Source organism: Pseudomonas sp. GQ91 (assembly GCF_059758795.1).
The window spans coordinates 25799-43110 of record NZ_JCAXED010000016.1; the positions used below are offsets into that span (position 1 = coordinate 25799).

Consider the following 17312-nt stretch of genomic DNA (forward strand, 5'->3'; position numbering starts at 1 on the left):
CGCTCAGGGCTTGGTATTCCAAGCCACCGCACACAACGCCAACCCCGCCACATTTAGCGACACAGGATTAAACGCTTCCCTGAGCATCGCCGGGCTGAACACTGCCACATCCACCAGCAGCGCCGCCAGCGCAGTCGCAGCCACTGCAATCGGCCAGGCACTGCGTGGCGAAAGCAGTATCCATACCGCCAGGACAATCTCCCCAACCCCCGCCAGCGTGGCGAACACCTGCACTTGCTCGATCCCATGCGCCTGGATCATCGCCCGCTCACCCTGGCTTAGCCACAGCAGCTTCGGCACCAGCCCATGGTAGGTGAACATGAACGCCAGGCCGCCTCGGGCGATCCAGTTGATGCGCACCAAGGTATTCATGGTTGTTCCTTCAAAAAGCGCTGTTCATGTTCCGGGTCCGGCAACAGGCAGGTGTCGTACTTCCCGAAGAGCCGATAGCGATTGCGCGCGATGCGGTCGTAAGCCCAATCCCGAAGAAAGCGCGGGATGCCGCGCAGGAGCAGCAATGGGCGCCAGCGGGCAGGCAGTTGCGCAATGATTTCGAATACCGCTGCCGAACGCTCCCAATAGTACCGGTCGCGGATCACTGCGAGGGTGTCGAACTGATCCAGCGGCAGCCCCGCCCACGCCAGCAGCGCCTGGCCCTCGGGCGACTGAACGGTGGCTAATCGCAAGCGCCGTTGGTGGTCGTGGCGGATCAGGAACCTTGCCCCACCGTTGCACAGCTTGCACACACCGTCGAACAACACCACGGTTTCGCCGGGCTTGAGGAGTGGCGCGGGGGTAGGGCGGGTTTCGCAGGTGGGCATGTGTGTGGGTCCAGTCGGGCCGGTTTAGCCTGGATCATACCCGCCTTCGCATCCATCGCACCTCCTGAGCTATCGTGCAATCGCCGCCAGGTCATCGTCGTTCATGGACGGTGGCTGAGTGGCGAGGCGCTCAAGGAGAGACTCCTACCATGCGTCAGACACAAAACTTAAAGTCGAAAGGTTGCAGCCCAAGTTTGCTGCAGGGGCAGTCTCAGGGCGATTAACCACAAACCCCTGGTTTTCCTAAGGAAAGCCGGGGGTTTGTGGTTTTTGGTGTCTGAAAAAAAGCCATAGGGACCAAGGCGCTTTTTTTGTCCCACTACCGTTGGGCAGTTTGCCAGCACGCTGTCCGGATCTCGTCTAGCCTTCGCTCAGAATGAGGTAGAGCAATGAAACAGTAGCGCGTCAGCACTTTCAACAGGGAGATGAAAGATATGTCATGGACTTTTTATCTGACAATTACCAATGGTACGGACCGCACGCTCGAAGTGGCCAGTGAGTCGATCGAGTGGGGCACTTGGTATCGCGACTCCGAGGACAACAACGGCCCGTGTAGCATCCCACCCAATGTCACCCTTCAAGCGCTCGGCATCCGCGCAGCACGAGGTACGTGGACCGGTTATGAATGTCACGCGCAATGGAAAGATCAGGTGCCGCCGGGCGAAAAGGGCTACGGTGCGATCACCCTGATGGTTGACGTACCTTTCTCTGCCTCCAATGCCTCGAGCCTGACCACCGGCGGGGCCCTGTCAACCTACGGCTGGCAAGACCTGCCTTCGGGTGGGCATGACTTCAACCGTTCGATCACCATCCGCGCCGGACGTGACAAGAAACTGATGCTGGTGGAGGACGCCACGGATCCGGTCGAGGCAGAGTATCGCGAATACCTGCTGGAGCTTGCAGCGAAAAACCCCGATGTGCGCGATTGGGATCAGGTCAAGAATGACCTGCAGGCAGTCGACGACTTCAACCCGTTGCAGTACATCCCCGAAGGCCCGACCCTGACCCGTCGCCTGCTGGCTCGGTCCGAGCCATTGGTGATCGCGCCTGACCGGTGGGATGGCATTGGCGACGTGGACTATCCGACGCCCTATGCCCAAGACCTGTTCCTCGACGAGTACTTCGCCGTGGCGATCTACAGCGTCGGCACCGACCCGCGAAGCTTCATCAACATCCCGGCGGGCTCTTCGCGCAAGACCAGCGAGAGGATCACGGTGACCTCCGCCATCAAGAACGTGCTGACCCTCAACTGGTCGCTCAAGACATCACTGTCGGAGAAGGCTGTTGACCCGCTGTCGGGCTCGGAAGTCGCGTCCACCCTGGACATGGAGTTCGGTGTGACCGACGTGCTGGAGGTGAGCCGGGAGTCGGTCACCGAATCGATCGTCGAGCAGGAGTTCAAGGCCCCGGAAGACAGCGATGTGCTGATCGTACCGTGGGTGTTCAGCACTGCGGTGATCATTTACCGGCGCACGAAAAAGGGCAAGGTCAGCCTGGTGGCCGTGTCCGAATGGGCGCAAATGCAGTTCTTCAAAAGTTATCGGGTGCATACCCAACTCGAACGTTCTTGAACAGGAGTATCACCATGAAAACATTCAAAATCATCTTGCTGACTATTATCTGCGCCTGGCAAGGCATGGCTTTTGCCGATACGCAGAAGTCCAACACCGAAACCTTGTTGGCCAACGACAAACCGCCGCTGATACAGGCAGCATCGGAGCAGACGCAGGACAACACCGAGGCGGACCGCAATCAATGCTGGTCGGCCAAGAACTGCGCTGGAAAGATCCTGAACAACAAGGATGCACACAACTGCAAGTTGTCCGGTGGCAAGTCATGGCGCAGCAAGACCACGGGTCAGTGCACCAACCTGTAAAGCTGTCGGGAGTAAAGAGGGTAGGGGAATGAGGGGCAGGCCACGGTTTTCATAAGCAGCTTGTGCCCCGCGGCATGTACACGTGGTCTGCCCCCAACACTCCAGCGCGAGTGCGGCGTACCTTTTTCGAGCCCCTCCGATAGCGCTTGCCAGTGGGCAGGCGCTGGCTAATACAGTGATGAGACATTCGGGCGGTCGCTGGGACAGCGTGCCTGAGCAACCCATGCGCGTCGCGCTTGCTGGCGTTGATGCGCAGTTTACCGAGCTTTTCCCGGCGGGGTGGGAAGCGTTCGAGCGGAGCATGAGCTGCAGCTCCATGTTGACGGCGAACGGACGTATGAAACCTTCACGCGCCCGGACGGAGGGCGCGTGATTGCTGAGTGTGTGCGTGTTCGATAGTGGGGATGGGGCTGCGTTTACGCTTGCGGGGCGATGCCAGGCGATGTAACGACAAGAACCGCCAGCCAACAAACATCGGCTTGCTCACGTGTGTTCCTGCTCGTTCATCAGCGCGATAGCATCCGCGCCGGCGGCGATGCGCATGGGCGAAGCCGGATCAGTTGCCGCATGCCATACCGCTTCGGCGACGTCCAACGTTTCAGTCACTACGGTTGATTGCGACCATTCGCTAAAGACCTGCTGCGCCAGATCGCCGTAGGCGGCTGGAAGGCTATCTTGCATGCGGGGCTGCGCATTTTTTCCGAAGTCGGTCCCGGGAGCACGGCCCGGCAGCACCAACCTGACTCGCACATTGAACGGCATAAGTTCCAGGGCCAGCGACTCGGTAAAGGCATTCACCGCCGCCTTGCTAGCGGTATATACGCTTAGCAGAGGGAGTGACTTTATCGTTACGCTGGAGGTGACATTGACCACAACCCCGGTCTTACGCTGCCGGAATTGCGGCACCACAGCCTGGGTCATGGCCAAGGTGCCCAATGTGTTGGTGTCAAATATGTCACGGATCACTTGCATCGTGCTGCCTTCAAGGGCACCCAGCAAACCGATACCGGCGTTGTTGACCAGCACATCGATCGGTCCTGCGGCCTCTACCGCCCGCTGGATACTGTTCGGGTCGGTCACATCCAGGGCCAGTACACGCAGGTTTTCGGACGTAGCCAAAATGCGGTCGTCGGGGCTGCGCATCGTCGCGATCACCTTCCAGTTTCGTTCAAGAAAATACTCGGCGATGGCCAGACCGAAGCCTGAAGAGCAGCCAGTAATCAGTACTGTTTTCATAGTCAGTTCTCATTGAAGAAGACGTTGGACAGGCTCGTAAAACAGACGGGTCTTCCTTGACCGGCAGTGCTCCGTGCATTCCACCTCAGACCGACAATGCGAGCTGAGCAGCGACGTCTCGATAAGTGTGCAGCCCACGCCCCAGGATTGTGGTCAGGCGCTCTACGTCGCCGGTCTCGGGAATCATCCCGTCGCTGACATAGCGCTCGGCCATAAGGCGCATTTCATAGGCCATCCATTTCGGCATGAAGTTGGCCACGTTCTGTTCGAAACCACTGGGATCATCGCCGCCATAGACGACCGGGCGGCGCAGCACATCAGTCCAGATGGCGGCAACATCTGGACCCGTCAGCGTATCGGGCCCCACCAGGTTGAGGGTTTCGATCGGCAGTTTGCCCGTGGCCTGGTCCCGGCGGATCAGCTCGATAGCGGCGACTTCGGCAATGTCGCGGGCGTCGACCATGGCGATACCCTTGCTGCCAATCGGCATCGGGTAGACCCCATGGTTAAAGATGACGTCCTTGACCATGACTTCGTTGTCGATGAAATAAGCCGGACGCAGGATCGTGGCGCTGAAGCCCATCTGCTCGATCATCCGTTCGGCGCCGGACTTGACCGCGAAGTGCGGCACGTTGACGAAGCGATCGGCGTGGAGTACCGAGAGATAGACGACCCGCTCGACGCCGGCCTCACGAGCGATATTGAGCGCAAGCAGCGCTTGGGTGAATTCGTCCGGTGCCACGGCATTTAGCAGAAAGAACGTGGAAGCGCCGGTGAATGCGCGTCGCAGCGAGTCGATGTCGAGCATCTCGCCTTGCACAACATCAACCTGCGCTGGAAAGTCAGCGTTCGAGGGATCGCGGACGAGGACGCGCACGTCAGCGCCACGCTTGAGAAGTTGTTCAACGACTTGGCTGCCGACTCTGCCGGTTGCGCCTGTTACGAGGATGGTCATGAGGGTGCTCCGTAGGGATTTGAATGACAGGGCCAATATCGTCGTTTCTTGAGTGGTTCGATAGCCCAATAAATTGGACAGGTTGTTCCATGTGTGGGACGGTTGGCGAATGATCATAATCCTGTCGAAATGAAGTGAGTGCCTAGAAGGTTCGTGCACGCGCCGTCGTAATTATTTCGCCACCACTTAGGGGAACCTCATGGATTTGCTCGCCCTTGCCGATTTCAATCTCGTTGCTCGACACGGAGGATTCGGCCGTGCCGCGCGTGCCACCGGCCGGCCGAAAGCGACACTGTCGCGTCGGGTGGCGGACTTGGAACGCAGTCTTGAACTGCGTCTGTTCGAGCGTGGGATGCGAACGTTGAAGCTCACCGAGGAAGGACGGGCGCTGTTCGAACGGACGGGCGCACTGCTTACCGAACTTGACGAGACAGTGGCCGCCATCGCTACGGGAGGGGAACGGCCGCGCGGCACACTGCGCATCAGTGCACCGCTCTTTTTCGCCCAGGCGGCGATGGGCAAACTTGCAGCCGGCTTCCTGCTTAAATATCCGCAGGTAAGGCTTGAGGTCACCACGGAAGACCGCATCGTCGACATGATTGAAGAAGGTTATGACCTGATCATTCGCGTCAATCCGGCCCCCAACGAAAGCCTGGTCGGACGTATCCTCCTGCGTGATCGGCTGGTGATCGTCGCGAGTCCAGCGTTGGGTCGCCCCATCGACAATGTTGCTGTTCCGGTAGTGGTGCGAGGGGCCGGCGATCGAGGCCCAGTGTGGAGTATCACCTCGCCAACCGGCAGAAAAGACCTGACGGTGGATCCGGTCCTGAGCCTGTCTTCGCTGCTTATGGTCCGCGATGCCGTCCGAGTCGGGGTCGGTGCTGGGCGCCTTCCCGTTTCATTGGTAGCGGGTGATCTGCGCGACGGGACGTTGGTGCATTGGGGCGATGTCGACGGGCCGGAAGTCGCGCTCTGGACGCTCTATCCATCGAGGCGCCTGTTGAGCGCCCGTGTGTCTGTATTTCTCGACTACTTGAAAGAAGCGTTTCCCACCGGTACGTCCGAGGAACTGACAGCTTTTATCTCGCCATAGACGCTCACTCGCCCAGCGCACTCGAGGAGTGGTGTGCGAGGGGCATCGAAAAAACGGCGGGTGTCAGTGCTTCTCTCCAGGTTCACTGATGAAACCTCTTGCCCAACGCATCCAGGCGCACCGCTATCGGCGGCAACCGCTCGCTGCTGCGCGCCAGCATTTCCACATCCTCCGCCGTGCTCTGTGCAATGCTCTGCACCGATTGCAACCGCCCGACAATCTCCAGGTTCGCCGCGCTCTGCTCCCGGGTCGTCGTCACAATCCGCCCATTCAACTGGTCGATCTGCGAGATGTCGTTGCCCACGGCCTTGAGCATTTCGACTGCCAGTTGACTGTCTTCCACACAGCGCTCCACGCCCTGGCGGCTGTCGTGCATGGCTTCAACGGCTTCGCGGCTGCCTTGTTGCAGGCCTTCGATGATGGTTTTGATTTCCTGGGTGGAGGCGGCGGTGCGTTGGGCCAGGCTGCGGACTTCGTCGGCGACCACCGCGAAGCCGCGGCCTTGTTCGCCGGCGCGGGCGGCTTCGATGGCGGCGTTGAGGGCCAGCAGGTTGGTCTGGTTGGCAATGCTGCTGATCACTTCCAGCACGGAGCCGATCTGTTCGGCTTGCACTGCCAGGCCTTGGACGGTCTGGTTGGTGCCTTTGAGCCGTGAGGCCAGCTGGGTGATTTCGTGCTGGGCACGGCCGACGCTTTCCTGGCCGCGCAGGATTTGCTGGGTAGCTTGGCCGGCATGTTCGACGGCGTGTTCGACGTGCACGGTGATGTGCCCCATGGCATCTTCCATGCGCTGCATGGAGTCGGTCATCTGGGTAATTTCGGCCAGTTGGTGGCGGGCGCCTTTTTCCAGGGTGCCGCTGGCGCTGGCCAGTTCCTGACCCAGTTGGCCGAGGCCGTGAGAGTCGCGCGCGACGCCCTGGATCAGGCCGGTGATCTGCTGCAGAAAGTGATCGAAACGCTGCGCAAGGGACACATGCAGCGGGCTCTGATTACCCTTGGCGGTCTCGACCGTGAGTTGCGTGGTAACGGCGAGCATTTTCTCGAGTATTTCCTGGCTTTCAACCGCCTCGCTCTGGGCATGTACCGCAAGGTAGAGCAGGGCGATGGTCTCCATCACCACGTAGAAGGCGTGCACGAATATCATGCCCCAACCGCCGTGATGCTGCATCACGAATACCGGAAAACCTTGATGTTGCAGTGCGTGAAACACCACGTGGTGCACCGCGATCGTCAGCGCCGCCACCAGGATCGGTAGCCAGTCGCGATAAAACGTCAGTACCGCCAGCAGCGCAAAAATGCCGAAGTGCGCTTCGATCACGCCCTGCGCCTGGTTGATATGCAAGGCTGCCATGATCATCAGGCCAACGCCCAGGGCGCAGCGCATCGGACGGGTGCCGCCGATGGCGCGGTACAACAGGGTTAGCACTACGCTGGTGCTGCCGCCGACGAGCGCGGACTGAATAAAGGTGTCGTGCCAGAAAGCCAGGCCGAAGGAGAACAGGAACATCAGCCAGACCAGCGCCAGCATGATGCGGTCGGCCTTGCGGTAGTGCTCGAAAAAACGCGTACGGGTGACCATTCACACTTACTCCATGTGGTCGAGCTGGACTCTAGCGAAGGGGGCAGGGTGGAGCGAATCGGTTGTTCTTGGTTTTTATTGGATTCAGTGACGCAAAGCGGTTATCGGCATCCCCGGAAGAGACTTTAGAGACAGCTATTGGAGTGGGTAGACGATTTCCAGTAGCCCGCTTATCTGATCAGAAATAATCGGCTACTGTTGCCGCTCCCAGGATCACCAACGCGGCCTGTACGACGATCTTCCGGATCGGCACATGGGCCTGAACAAGGAAGATACAGACATTGAAAACCACTCTGCGCGCACTGCTGTTGATCTGCCTGAGCGCGAACGCGTTCGCTGAAACCAGCCCCGTTGGCTTCCAGGCTTCATCATTGAGCGATCTGCACAATGAACGTCCTCTGGAGATGGTCGTCTGGTACCCGGCTGCAACCACTGCCGCGGCGCAGGTGATTGCCGATAATCCAGTGTTTGTCAGTGCCTCGGCCGTGAGCCACGCACCACCGGCTGCCGGCGAGCATCCACTGGTGGTGCTGTCCCACGGTTTTGGGGGGAACTGGAGTAATCAGACGTGGCTGGCCAGCGCGTTGGCTCGCAATGGTTATATTGTCGCGGCGGTGAACCATCCCGGCACGACAAGCCGCGATCGTCGTCCTGAAGCCGCCGCACAGTTGTGGCAACGGCCCGCGGATCTGCGCCGGGCCATTGACGCGGTCATGGCTCAGCCGAAGCAATTTGGCATGGTCGCGAAGCACCGGGTTGCCGTGGTCGGGCATTCACTGGGTGGCTGGACTGCCCTGGAAATCGCCGGCGCACGTTTCGATCCCGAACGTTTTGCCCAGGATTGCAGCGCTCACCCGCAATTGAGCAGTTGCACGGTTTACCAGCAAATCAATCCCGCGGGCACATCGGCATCGAAGGCCCGGTTGGCTGCGGATTTAAGCGATAAACGCGTCACCGCCATTGTTTCATTGGATTTGGGGCTGTCTCGCGGGTTTACCGATGAAAGTCTTGCGGCAATACCCGTACCGATATTGGTGATTGCTGCAGGTGCGCCATCCGTAGAGCTGCCTGCTGAGTTGGAGTCTGGCAATTTGACCAAACGCTTGCCCCGGGCATCGACGCGCTACGTCGAGATCGGCGATGCCAGCCACTTCAGCTTTATGTCGGTGTGCAAACCTGGCGGGCAGGCGCTGATCGAAGACAGCTCGCCGGGCGACGGCATGATTTGCCGGGATGGCGACGCCGCTCGTCCACGTGAGTTGATCCAGCAGCAGGTCGTGTCGTTGATTGATGAGTTTCTGCGCGCTCAGGAGATATCGATCTGATACCGAAACCCCTCACCCGCGGCGCGGGAGATTCGGTATTCCAGGGGGCTTCGGTCATACCCGGACGCGGTGCGTTCAATGGTCACGACCGGGGAACCTTCGGCAATCGACAGCATGTGCGCGATGGCGGGGTCGGCTTCGCCAACCGTGAGGGTCTCGCTCGCCGAGGCGATGCATTGGCCGCACTGCGTTTCATATAAGGGGTAGAGCAGGGCGCCGAAATGCTCGGAGTCGAGGTCCAGCAGTGCGCTGAAGCGTGTGGCCGAAAGCCAGATTTCTTCATAAAACAGCGTGCGCCCCTCGACCATCCGCAGGCGCTCCATACGCAACACCTGCTCACCGTCCTCCAGCCTTAAGGCGCCAGCCACCGTTGGCGACGGGGTGTGCAGCGTCTTGCTGAGGATGCGGCTGGTGGGTATTTCACGCCCGCCGCTGGTATTGACCTGTCGAAAAAAACGCGCCAACGAGGCATCGAAATTGGGCCGGCGAACAAAGGTGCCGCGGCCCTGACTGCGCAACAACAAGCCTTCATTCACCAGGGTATCCACCGCCTTGCGCACCGTGCCGATTGCCACGCCGTATAACTTGGTCAGCTCGGCTTCCGTGGGAATGGGCGCGCCGGGGGACCATTCGCCGGCGGCAATCTTGGCAAGCATTTCTTCCCGTAGGCGCTGATAGAGCGGCAGTCGCTCGTCGTATCCAAGTGTCGCGGTATTCATTACAGAGGCAATCCGTTCAGGCAGGCGGGATCACTTTATCACCAACAACGGGTTTGACAGATATCCATCGCTGGATATATGGTCATAAATTCATATATATGACTAAATGTCTGTACAAAAAAGTGGCAACACGTCGTCGCAACGTCTTTCGGGACGGGTTGCGAATGCAACACGTTGTCAGCCACCACAACAATCGACCCAGGTTATCTGTTCATGACCCGTATTGACTCGCTCAGCCCCCGCGGCGTGGATACGCACGCGCACATCTTCCGCCAGGACCTGCCGATGGTTGCCAGCCGTCGCTACAGCCCGCATTACGATGCCTTGGTGGAGCACTACCTGGATCATCTTGATCGCAACGGCCTGTCGCACGGCGTGCTGATCCAGCCGAGTTTTCTCGGGACCGACAATCATTTCATGCTGGATGCGTTACGCCGTTATCCCCAGCGCCTGCGTGCCGTGGCAGTTGTCGATGTCGATGTCAGCGAGGCGCAGTTGGACGAATTGGCCGAGGCCGGTGTGGTGGGGATCCGCCTGAACCTTATCGGTAAGACGCTGATGGATTACAGCAGTCCGGCCTGGCTCGCGTTGTTCAAGCGCCTGGCGGTGCGAGGCTGGCAGGTCGAGATTCAGCGCGGTATCGATGACGTAGCGCTGATTGTGCCGGCCATCAAGGCGTGTGGCGTCAGCGTGGTGATCGATCACTTCGGCCTGCCGAGTGGCGGCATTGATAGCGAAAAACCCACCCATAAGGCCTTTCTGCAATTGCTCGCAGACGAGCGCGTCTGGCTCAAACTGTCCGCGGCCTACCGCAGCCAGTGCGATCTTGCCCAGGCAGCCGGGGTGCTGGCACAGATCCGTGAAGCGAGCGGCGGCATCCAGCGGCTGCTTTGGGGCAGCGATTGGCCTAACACCCAATTTGAACAGCAGACGGACTATGTCCGGCAAGTCGCTTTCATCAAGGAACTGCTGCCGGATGCGGCTGAGCGCGACCAAGTACTGATGGATAACCCGGCGAAGCTGTTCGGCTTCGACGTTTCCCGCTAAACAATCAATAACAACAATAGGACTTCCATCATGATGAGCCTGCTCGTCGTCACGGCAATCGTTGTCGCCGTCGCCCTGGGTTACAAGACCAAAATCAACATTGGTCTGTTCGCCATCGCTTTTTCCTACCTGATCGGTTGTTTCGGCATGGGCCTCAGCCCCTCCGAGGTCATTGGCATGTGGCCGCTGAAGATCTTTTTTATCATCTTCTCGGTCTGCCTGTTTTACAGCTTCGCCACGGTCAACGGCACGCTCGAGAAACTGGCCGAGCATTTGATCTATCGCTGCCGCACCATGCCACAGCTGTTGCCATTCGCCGTGTTTTTCACCGCGACAGCCATTTCGGCGATGGGGGCGGGTTACTACACGGTACTGGCCTTTATGGCGCCTATCACGTTGCTCCTCTGTGAGCGCACCGGCATGAGCTTGATCGTGGGTGGGATGGCGGCGAACTATGGCGCGTTGAGCGGGGCCAACTTTGTTTCCAGCCAGAGCGGCATTATTTTCCGTGGATTAATGGTCAACGCTGGCGTTAGCGAAAACGACGCTTTTCTCTACGCTGCAGGGATCTTCGTCAGTACGCTGGTGATTCCGTTGCTGGTGATTGGCGCCCTGGTCTTCCTGACCGGACATGGCAAGGCGATGAAAGCCTCTGCCTATGTGGTGAGCGAACCTGAGCCGCTGAACCGTGAGCAGAGAATGACCCTGTGGCTGACATTGGCGATGATGGTCATCGTACTGGCGGCGCCGGTCACTCAACTTATCTTTCCGGGCAACGCGACGGTGAGTTTCATCAATTCGAAGATGGACATCGGCCTGGTCGCCAGCCTGTTTTCGGTGATCGCATTGCTGCTTAAACTCGGTGACGAGCGCAAGGCCATGGCGTCGGTGCCGTGGGGCACGCTGATCATGATCTGCGGCGTGGGCATGCTTATTTCGGTGGCGATCAAGGCGGGCACCATTGGCTTGCTGGCGTCGTGGATGGGCAATAGCATCCCGACGATCATGGTGCCAATCGTCTTCGGTGTGGTGGCGGCGTTCATGTCACTGTTCTCCAGCACGCTGGGGGTGGTGACGCCGGCGCTGTTCCCGATGGTGCTGCCGATCGCTTCGGCGCTGGGGCTTGAACCGATGGTCCTGTTCATCGCCATCGTGGTGGGCGCCCAGGCCACTTCGATTTCGCCGTTCTCCTCAGGTGGCAGTCTGATTCTCGGCTCCTGCCCCACGGAGCAGAGCCGCAGTTCGCTCTTTGCGCAGTTATTGTTTCGTGCCGCGCCCGTGGGGTTTGTTGCGGCGCTGATCTTTAACCTGTTCCTGACGTTCGTCTACTGATCGCCTGCAACGGCCCGCTCATTGCAGCGGGCCGTTGCTCGCTAGGGTTTCTTCCACTGCCGGAGAATCCACCCGTAAACCGCCAGGTTGATCAGTAATACCAGGATGCCGAGGCCCCACTGGATGTGCGGCGTCAGCCCGGCAGGGTAAATCAGCGCAAGCACGTAGTGTTCGATAAAGCCGCCGCCATAACCCTCCTGCCCGGCGACGTGGCGCAGCAGGTTTTCCCAGCGAGTCAGTGGGCAAGGCAGGTGGAAGAACTCGACTGCGATGCCCCAGGCCGCAGCGGGCAGGTGTAGCCAGACGCCCGACCGCCACCGCAGGGCGAGCAGGCCGCCGAACAGCACGAACAGGATGAAGCACAGGTGAAACAGCACCAGGCTGTCGGCAGCAATGCGAAAAAGCATGTCGGGGTCGCTTGGGCGGATGGGTAGCCAGTCTAAGGCAGAATGGGTTGCTTGCAGGCAAGCCGGGCCGTTATTGTGCTGAATCCTTTTAGTCCTTCGCCACGGATCTTTTGTGATGAGCGCATCGCGTACTGCTGTCGGCCCGATCAAGGCCGTGATTTTTGATATGGACGGGTTGTTGCTGGACACTGAAGGCATCTACACCGAGGTCACGCAAATCATCGCCGAACGCTACGGTCGTACCTACGACTGGAGCATCAAGCAGCACATCATTGGTCGCGGCGCCCAGGACTTGGCTGACTATGTGGTGAAGGCCCTGGACTTGCCGATCACGCCGGCCGAGTTCCTGGAGATTCGCGAGCCGCTGATGAGCGAGCGCTTTCCCAAGGCTCTTGGCATGCCGGGTGCCGAGGCGTTGGTGCGGCATTTGAAGGCGCACGCTATTCCGATTGCGGTGGGCACCAGTTCTTCACGTAATTCCTTTGGCCACAAGACCACGTTGCACCGCGAATGGTTCGGCCTGTTCGACACCATCGTCACGGCCGATGATCCGGAAGTCGGCGCTGCCAAGCCAGCGCCGGACATTTTCCTCACCGCCGCACGGCGCCTGGGTGTCGCCCCTGAGGATTGCCTGGTGTTCGAGGATTCGCCCTTTGGCGTGACCGCCGCCAAGGCCGCGCACATGACCGCCATTGCCGTACCCGATGAAGCCATGGCTGACAGCAAGTACCAGCACGCCGACCAGATCATCCGCCAGCTCGCGGACTTCGACCTGGCCGCCTATGGCTTGCCGCCGATACGCTGATCTGCCGGGTTGCCGGAGTACGGGCGGTTAACTGCTGCTGCTGAACTTGTCGTCCACATCTGTTCTAAGCTGTTATAGGCCGATGGGGCTTGCGACTTGAGAGACGAATCATGACCCAGTCACGCGCTTTATTAGTGTTTACCAGTCTGGCGTTGATCGCAGGTTCCCCGGCGCTGCTGGCCGATCCCGGTAACGGCAATGGCAATGGCAAGGACAAAGGCAGTGTCCACGGCAACAAAGGTGGTCAGGGCAAGCAAGGGCAGGTCGGCGGTAAACAGGGCGGTGGGGCACATTACCGCGGGCCGCAGATTGATGTCGGCGGGATCCGCGTGATTCTTGGTGATAACCGTGACTATTGGCGTGGGGGTTCGTCCCTGCCGCCGGGCATCCAGAAGAACCTGGCCCGTGGCAAACCCCTGCCGCCTGGCATCGCCAAGAAGCTCGACGGGCGCTTGCTCGGGCGCTTGCCTCATTACGACGGTTATGAGTGGCAGCAGGTGGGGACCGACCTGGTCCTGGTGACTCTTGCCACCGGGATCATTTATGAAGTGCTCAATGATGTCTTGAACTGAACATCCTCGATGCGACGCTGGATACTTTCCGCGTCGCGCGTTCAGCGTCCGAACTTGCCCGGCCAGCCAATCACTGTCTTTGGCCGGGGTGTCGCATAGGTTCTCACTTTCGAGGTCGACAGCCCCAGTCGCACCAATGATTCGGCAAGGGTCACCGCCGCCGTCACGCCATCCACCACGGGCACGCCGGTGCGTTGGCGAATCTCTTCGTCAAGCCCGGCCATGCCGCCACATCCCAGGCAAATCACCTCGGCCTTGTCTTCGCGCACGGCGAGTTCCGCCTGGCGCACGATGGCTTCCACGGCACGCCTGGGATCTTCCTCCAGTTCCAATACCGCCAGGCCGCTGGCTCGCACCGAGGCGCAACGCGCATACAGCCCGGACAGCTTGAGTCGATCCTCGATCAGCGGCACGGTGCGGTCCAGGGTAGTGACCACCGAATAAGCGTGGCCGAGAAACATCGCGGTGCTGGCGGCGGCATCAGTGATGTCCACCACCGGAACGTTCAACAACTCCTGCAGGCCTTCGCGACCGTGTTCGCCATAACCGGCCTGGATTACCGCGTCGAACGGTTGCTCGTAAGCCATGACCCGGTCCATCACCGCAATGGCCGCCAGGTAACTTTCGAAATTGCCTTCCACCGATTCGGCGCCGAAGAACGGGGTCAGCCCGACGATTTCGGTGCCTGCTGCAGCGACACTGCGGGCCTGCTGGGCAATGGCTTGGGTGATGGATTCAGTGGTATTGACGTTGACGACAAGGATGCGCATGAGGAGTCCCTAATACAGTCGGAATTAATGGCTGACGTTATCAACCGCGATACTCTCGCCGCTGACGTCGGCGTAGTGCGGCTGGCGCTTGGCAATAATCAGGTACAGCAGCCCCGCGATGCCGGCTCCAAACAGCCAGGAAAAGGGCGAGACACTGGAAAACCCAGGGAGCAAAGCCAGGAGAATGGCGATCACCGCGGCCGGCACAAACGCCGCTACCGCCCGCAAGTTGACCCCGCGGCTGTAGTAATAAACGCCGTTGACATCTTCGCTATACAACTGCGGCACATCCACCTGACTCTTACGGATCAACCAGTAGTCGACCATGATCACGCCATACAGTGGGCCCAGCAGCGCGCCCAGGCCGGAGAGGAAATACACGATCACCAACGGACTGTTGTAGAGGTTCCAGGGCAGGATCAGCACCGCGACAAATGCGCTGATCAACCCTGCGCGGCGGAAGTTCAGGTACTTGGGCGCCAGGTTGCTCAGCACAAAGGCCGGGGCGACGAAATTGGCCATGATGTTCACGGCCACGGTGACGATCAGAAAGGCCAGGCAGCCCAGCACCAGGAAGAACGTATTGGGGATGGCCGCGATGATTTCGGTGGGGCTCTCGATCACCTGGCCATTGAGCTGGAACTGTCCGCCGCACAGCAATACGGTAATGATGGCGAACACCAGGATATTCACCGGCAGGCCCCAGAAGTTACCGACCTGGATGGTTTTGCGGCACGGTGAAGAGCGGGCGAAGTCGCAAAAGTTGAGGATCAGCGTGCCGTAGATGGCCAGCCATAGCGCGCCACCGGCAAAGATATTGCGCCACATCTCGCCACCGCTCAGCGGTTCACGGATCGACCAGGCGATGTTGCCGCTGGCCTGGAAGTACATCCAGCCGGCCAGCGCCGCGACCGTCAACAGAATCACCGGGCCGGCGAAGCCTTCATAACGCCGCACCATCTCCATGCCGTACGCCAGAATCACCAGTTGCACAAACCAGATCATTACAAAACACGCCCAGCCCAGCGTTGACAGGCCGAGGATCGAGTTGTGGTCATAGTCGGCAAATCCCGGATGAATCGCCGTCAATAAGACGCGGAATACGACCGACGCCAGGTAGGTCTGAATTCCGAACCAGGCAATGGCGATCACTGCTCGAATCAGCGCCGGAATCTGCGCGCCATGAATACCGAAACTTATCCGGCTGATCACCGGAAACGGTACTCCGGTTTTCTGCCCCATATACCCAGACAAGTTCATGAAGAAATACACCAGTGCCGCGCCGATCCCCAGGGACAGCAGGATTTGCCAGCCGCCCAGTCCCATGGCGTACAACCCGATGGCGAAGGAGTAGTTGGCGATGTTGTGTACGTCGTTGGTCCACAAGGCAAAGATGCTGTAACGCCCCCAGCGGCGGCCTTCTACTTTGGTGGGCGCCAGGTCCTTGTTGTGCAGGCGTGGACTGAGCACCAACGGACCGGGACTGGCGTCCGCGAACGCGGAGGAGGGCGGATCCAGTGCGATATTGTTCGAGAGGCTTGTACGCATTCCGGCAGGCTCCTGGCATCTGCGGCGAATGCGCGGGTCAGGCGCGGTCAGCGTGCAGATGCAAAGTGTATGTAGGTTTTTTGTAAAATTGTATACAAAGACTTGAACTCCTTAAGCCACATGTGTGCCATGTTTTTGTCTATCAAAAGCACGGATAATTTCGTTTTTGCAGGTTAAGCTAATAACTCACTGAATTTAAATAGTTATAAGTTGACCATTTGAACAGGTATTTATTTTTCTGTAAGAAGTTGGCTGGTGTTGTTGTGGGAAGTTAGGACTGAGAGGGTGTAACTTTTCGGTGCATGGTTTTTATAAGTGCACACAAAAATGGCACTGTTAGTGACATTTATGTGTACACGTTTTTCCTCGGAGCAAAAAAAATGGGAGCAATCTGCTCCCACGTTTTATGCCGACTCGAATCTCAAGCTTTGCTGATGATGTTCCCCGCATGCAGCCCACACTCTTTCTGGGTTGCTTCTTCCCACCACCAGCGACCTTCACGCTCATGCTGGTTGGGCAAGACCGGACGGGTGCACGGCTCGCAGCCGATGCTGATAAATCCACGTTCATGCAGGCTGTTGTACGGCAACTCCAGCATGCGGATGTAGCCCCAGATTTCTTCGCTGGTCATTTGCGACAGCGGGTTGAACTTGTACAAGGTGCGTTCCGGTGTCGAGAATGCCGTATCGATTTCCAGTACCGCTACCTGGCTGCGTGTACCGGGGCTCTGGTCGCGACGTTGGCCGGTGGCCCAGGCGCTGACGCCGGACAGTTTGCGCCGCAACGGTTCGATCTTGCGCACGCCACAGCATTCGCCGTGGCCGTCCTTGTAGAAACTGAACAGGCCTTTTTCCTTGACGAAGGGTTCCAGTTTGCTTTGGTCCGGTGAGATCAACTCGATATCGATCTTGTAGAAATCGCGCACTTGCTCAATGAACCGATAGGTTTCCGGGTGCAGGCGACCGGTGTCGAGGCTGAACACCTTGACGTTTTTGTTCAGCTTCCAGGCCATGTCCACCAACACCACGTCCTCGGCACCGCTGAATGAGATCCATAGATCATCGCCGAACTGACTGAACGCCAGTTTGAGAATGTCCTGGGCGGACTTGTTGGCATAGCTCGTGGCGAGTTCGACGACGTCAAAGGCTTGGTTCATCAGGACGGTTTCCTACAGGTCAGTGGCGCTGAGCGCTCTATAGGAGGGCGATGGTAACAAAATCCGCTCTG

General features: G+C 59.1%; 18 protein-coding genes. 8 read left to right on the forward strand and 10 right to left on the reverse strand.

The features are described from left to right. Nucleotides 1–3 precede the first annotated feature (3 nt). Both AC6CIA_RS21950 and AC6CIA_RS21955 read right to left on the reverse strand, forming a co-directional pair. Nucleotides 4–372 (reverse strand): DoxX-like family protein, encoded by a 369-nt coding sequence (locus tag AC6CIA_RS21950; protein WP_498315072.1) that lies wholly within the window; start codon nucleotides 370–372, stop codon nucleotides 4–6. After that, nucleotides 369–821, reverse strand: coding sequence for a thiol-disulfide oxidoreductase DCC family protein (locus AC6CIA_RS21955; RefSeq protein WP_498315074.1), 453 nt, complete (start codon nucleotides 819–821; stop codon nucleotides 369–371). Before AC6CIA_RS21955 ends, AC6CIA_RS21950 begins: the two co-directional genes overlap by 4 nt. 434 nt (nucleotides 822–1255) lie before the next feature. On the opposite strand from AC6CIA_RS21955, the gene AC6CIA_RS21960 reads away from it, so the two are divergent. Then, on the forward strand, nucleotides 1256–2392 hold the full coding sequence (locus AC6CIA_RS21960; protein WP_498315076.1) for a hypothetical protein: 1137 nt from the start codon (nucleotides 1256–1258) through the stop codon (nucleotides 2390–2392). 14 nt (nucleotides 2393–2406) lie between these two features. Then, entirely contained in the window at nucleotides 2407–2697 is a 291-nt protein-coding gene (locus AC6CIA_RS21965) for a hypothetical protein (protein WP_498315078.1), read from the forward strand. Between the two features lie 483 nt (nucleotides 2698–3180). Here the strand turns inward: AC6CIA_RS21965 and AC6CIA_RS21970 are convergent, their stop codons facing one another. Both AC6CIA_RS21970 and AC6CIA_RS21975 read right to left on the reverse strand, forming a co-directional pair. After that, the gene (locus AC6CIA_RS21970) at nucleotides 3181–3933 is read right to left on the reverse strand and encodes an SDR family oxidoreductase (RefSeq protein WP_498315080.1); all 753 of its coding nucleotides are present in this window, start codon (nucleotides 3931–3933) and stop codon (nucleotides 3181–3183) included. An 85-nt stretch (nucleotides 3934–4018) separates the two neighbouring features. Continuing rightward, nucleotides 4019–4888 (reverse strand): SDR family oxidoreductase, encoded by an 870-nt coding sequence (locus AC6CIA_RS21975; protein WP_498315082.1) that lies wholly within the window; start codon nucleotides 4886–4888, stop codon nucleotides 4019–4021. A 199-nt stretch (nucleotides 4889–5087) separates the two neighbouring features. Between AC6CIA_RS21975 and AC6CIA_RS21980 the strand changes: the two genes are divergently transcribed. Beyond that, nucleotides 5088–5981 carry a LysR family transcriptional regulator gene (locus AC6CIA_RS21980; RefSeq protein WP_498315084.1) on the forward strand — a complete coding sequence of 298 codons (894 nt, stop codon included), beginning with the start codon at nucleotides 5088–5090 and terminating at the stop codon, nucleotides 5979–5981. Between the two features lie 82 nt (nucleotides 5982–6063). On the opposite strand, the gene AC6CIA_RS21985 is transcribed toward AC6CIA_RS21980, so the two are convergent. Continuing rightward, nucleotides 6064–7560: a methyl-accepting chemotaxis protein gene (locus AC6CIA_RS21985; RefSeq protein WP_498315086.1), complete on the reverse strand. Its 1497-nt coding sequence runs from the start codon at nucleotides 7558–7560 to the stop codon at nucleotides 6064–6066. 281 nt (nucleotides 7561–7841) lie between these two features. Between AC6CIA_RS21985 and AC6CIA_RS21990 the strand changes: the two genes are divergently transcribed. Further along, a complete protein-coding gene (locus AC6CIA_RS21990; RefSeq protein WP_498315088.1) occupies nucleotides 7842–8885 on the forward strand; it encodes an alpha/beta hydrolase family protein in 1044 nt (347 codons plus the stop codon). Here AC6CIA_RS21990 and AC6CIA_RS21995 read toward each other — a convergent pair. Then, nucleotides 8867–9604 carry a GntR family transcriptional regulator gene (locus AC6CIA_RS21995; protein WP_498315090.1) on the reverse strand — a complete coding sequence of 246 codons (738 nt, stop codon included), beginning with the start codon at nucleotides 9602–9604 and terminating at the stop codon, nucleotides 8867–8869. The two genes, AC6CIA_RS21990 and AC6CIA_RS21995, sit on opposite strands and share 19 nt — an antisense overlap. Before the next feature lie 213 nt (nucleotides 9605–9817). On the opposite strand from AC6CIA_RS21995, the gene AC6CIA_RS22000 reads away from it, so the two are divergent. After that, complete coding sequence (locus AC6CIA_RS22000) at nucleotides 9818–10651, forward strand: amidohydrolase family protein (protein ID WP_498315092.1); 834 nt, start codon at nucleotides 9818–9820, stop codon at nucleotides 10649–10651. A gap of 30 nt (nucleotides 10652–10681) precedes the next feature. Further along, entirely contained in the window at nucleotides 10682–11983 is a 1302-nt protein-coding gene (locus AC6CIA_RS22005) for an SLC13 family permease (RefSeq protein ID WP_498315094.1), read from the forward strand. A 41-nt stretch (nucleotides 11984–12024) separates the two neighbouring features. On the opposite strand, the gene AC6CIA_RS22010 is transcribed toward AC6CIA_RS22005, so the two are convergent. Continuing rightward, nucleotides 12025–12390, reverse strand: coding sequence for a DUF2784 domain-containing protein (locus tag AC6CIA_RS22010; RefSeq protein WP_498315095.1), 366 nt, complete (start codon nucleotides 12388–12390; stop codon nucleotides 12025–12027). 115 nt (nucleotides 12391–12505) lie between these two features. On the opposite strand from AC6CIA_RS22010, the gene AC6CIA_RS22015 reads away from it, so the two are divergent. Beyond that, a complete protein-coding gene (locus AC6CIA_RS22015; protein WP_339531512.1) occupies nucleotides 12506–13195 on the forward strand; it encodes an HAD-IA family hydrolase in 690 nt (229 codons plus the stop codon). A 110-nt stretch (nucleotides 13196–13305) separates the two neighbouring features. Then, on the forward strand, nucleotides 13306–13767 hold the full coding sequence (locus AC6CIA_RS22020; RefSeq protein ID WP_498315097.1) for an anti-virulence regulator CigR family protein: 462 nt from the start codon (nucleotides 13306–13308) through the stop codon (nucleotides 13765–13767). 41 nt (nucleotides 13768–13808) lie between these two features. Here AC6CIA_RS22020 and AC6CIA_RS22025 read toward each other — a convergent pair whose 3' ends face one another. From AC6CIA_RS22025 to AC6CIA_RS22035, 3 genes are all read right to left on the reverse strand, one after another. Then, nucleotides 13809–14537, reverse strand: a complete 729-nt coding sequence (locus tag AC6CIA_RS22025; RefSeq protein WP_498315099.1) for an aspartate/glutamate racemase family protein — start codon at nucleotides 14535–14537, stop codon at nucleotides 13809–13811. A 24-nt stretch (nucleotides 14538–14561) separates the two neighbouring features. Then, complete coding sequence (locus AC6CIA_RS22030) at nucleotides 14562–16085, reverse strand: NCS1 family nucleobase:cation symporter-1 (protein ID WP_339531506.1); 1524 nt, start codon at nucleotides 16083–16085, stop codon at nucleotides 14562–14564. 421 nt (nucleotides 16086–16506) lie between these two features. Next, nucleotides 16507–17241, reverse strand: a complete 735-nt coding sequence (locus AC6CIA_RS22035; protein WP_339531504.1) for a phosphoadenylyl-sulfate reductase — start codon at nucleotides 17239–17241, stop codon at nucleotides 16507–16509. Nucleotides 17242–17312 lie beyond the last annotated feature (71 nt).

Bases quoted from the DNA above. Each gene is read 5' to 3' on its own strand.
- AC6CIA_RS21950 (WP_498315072.1), bottom strand. From the start codon at position 372: ATGAATACCTTGGTGCGCATCAACTGGATCGCCCGAGGCGGCCTGGCG.
- AC6CIA_RS21955 (WP_498315074.1), bottom strand. From the start codon at position 821: ATGCCCACCTGCGAAACCCGCCCTACCCCCGCGCCACTCCTCAAGCCC.
- AC6CIA_RS21960 (WP_498315076.1), top strand. From the start codon at position 1,256: ATGTCATGGACTTTTTATCTGACAATTACCAATGGTACGGACCGCACG.
- AC6CIA_RS21965 (WP_498315078.1), top strand. From the start codon at position 2,407: ATGAAAACATTCAAAATCATCTTGCTGACTATTATCTGCGCCTGGCAA.
- AC6CIA_RS21970 (WP_498315080.1), bottom strand. From the start codon at position 3,933: ATGAAAACAGTACTGATTACTGGCTGCTCTTCAGGCTTCGGTCTGGCC.
- AC6CIA_RS21975 (WP_498315082.1), bottom strand. From the start codon at position 4,888: ATGACCATCCTCGTAACAGGCGCAACCGGCAGAGTCGGCAGCCAAGTC.
- AC6CIA_RS21980 (WP_498315084.1), top strand. From the start codon at position 5,088: ATGGATTTGCTCGCCCTTGCCGATTTCAATCTCGTTGCTCGACACGGA.
- AC6CIA_RS21985 (WP_498315086.1), bottom strand. From the start codon at position 7,560: ATGGTCACCCGTACGCGTTTTTTCGAGCACTACCGCAAGGCCGACCGC.
- AC6CIA_RS21995 (WP_498315090.1), bottom strand. From the start codon at position 9,604: ATGAATACCGCGACACTTGGATACGACGAGCGACTGCCGCTCTATCAG.
- AC6CIA_RS22000 (WP_498315092.1), top strand. From the start codon at position 9,818: ATGACCCGTATTGACTCGCTCAGCCCCCGCGGCGTGGATACGCACGCG.
- AC6CIA_RS22005 (WP_498315094.1), top strand. From the start codon at position 10,682: ATGATGAGCCTGCTCGTCGTCACGGCAATCGTTGTCGCCGTCGCCCTG.
- AC6CIA_RS22010 (WP_498315095.1), bottom strand. From the start codon at position 12,390: ATGCTTTTTCGCATTGCTGCCGACAGCCTGGTGCTGTTTCACCTGTGC.
- AC6CIA_RS22015 (WP_339531512.1), top strand. From the start codon at position 12,506: ATGAGCGCATCGCGTACTGCTGTCGGCCCGATCAAGGCCGTGATTTTT.
- AC6CIA_RS22020 (WP_498315097.1), top strand. From the start codon at position 13,306: ATGACCCAGTCACGCGCTTTATTAGTGTTTACCAGTCTGGCGTTGATC.
- AC6CIA_RS22025 (WP_498315099.1), bottom strand. From the start codon at position 14,537: ATGCGCATCCTTGTCGTCAACGTCAATACCACTGAATCCATCACCCAA.
- AC6CIA_RS22030 (WP_339531506.1), bottom strand. From the start codon at position 16,085: ATGCGTACAAGCCTCTCGAACAATATCGCACTGGATCCGCCCTCCTCC.
- AC6CIA_RS22035 (WP_339531504.1), bottom strand. From the start codon at position 17,241: ATGAACCAAGCCTTTGACGTCGTCGAACTCGCCACGAGCTATGCCAAC.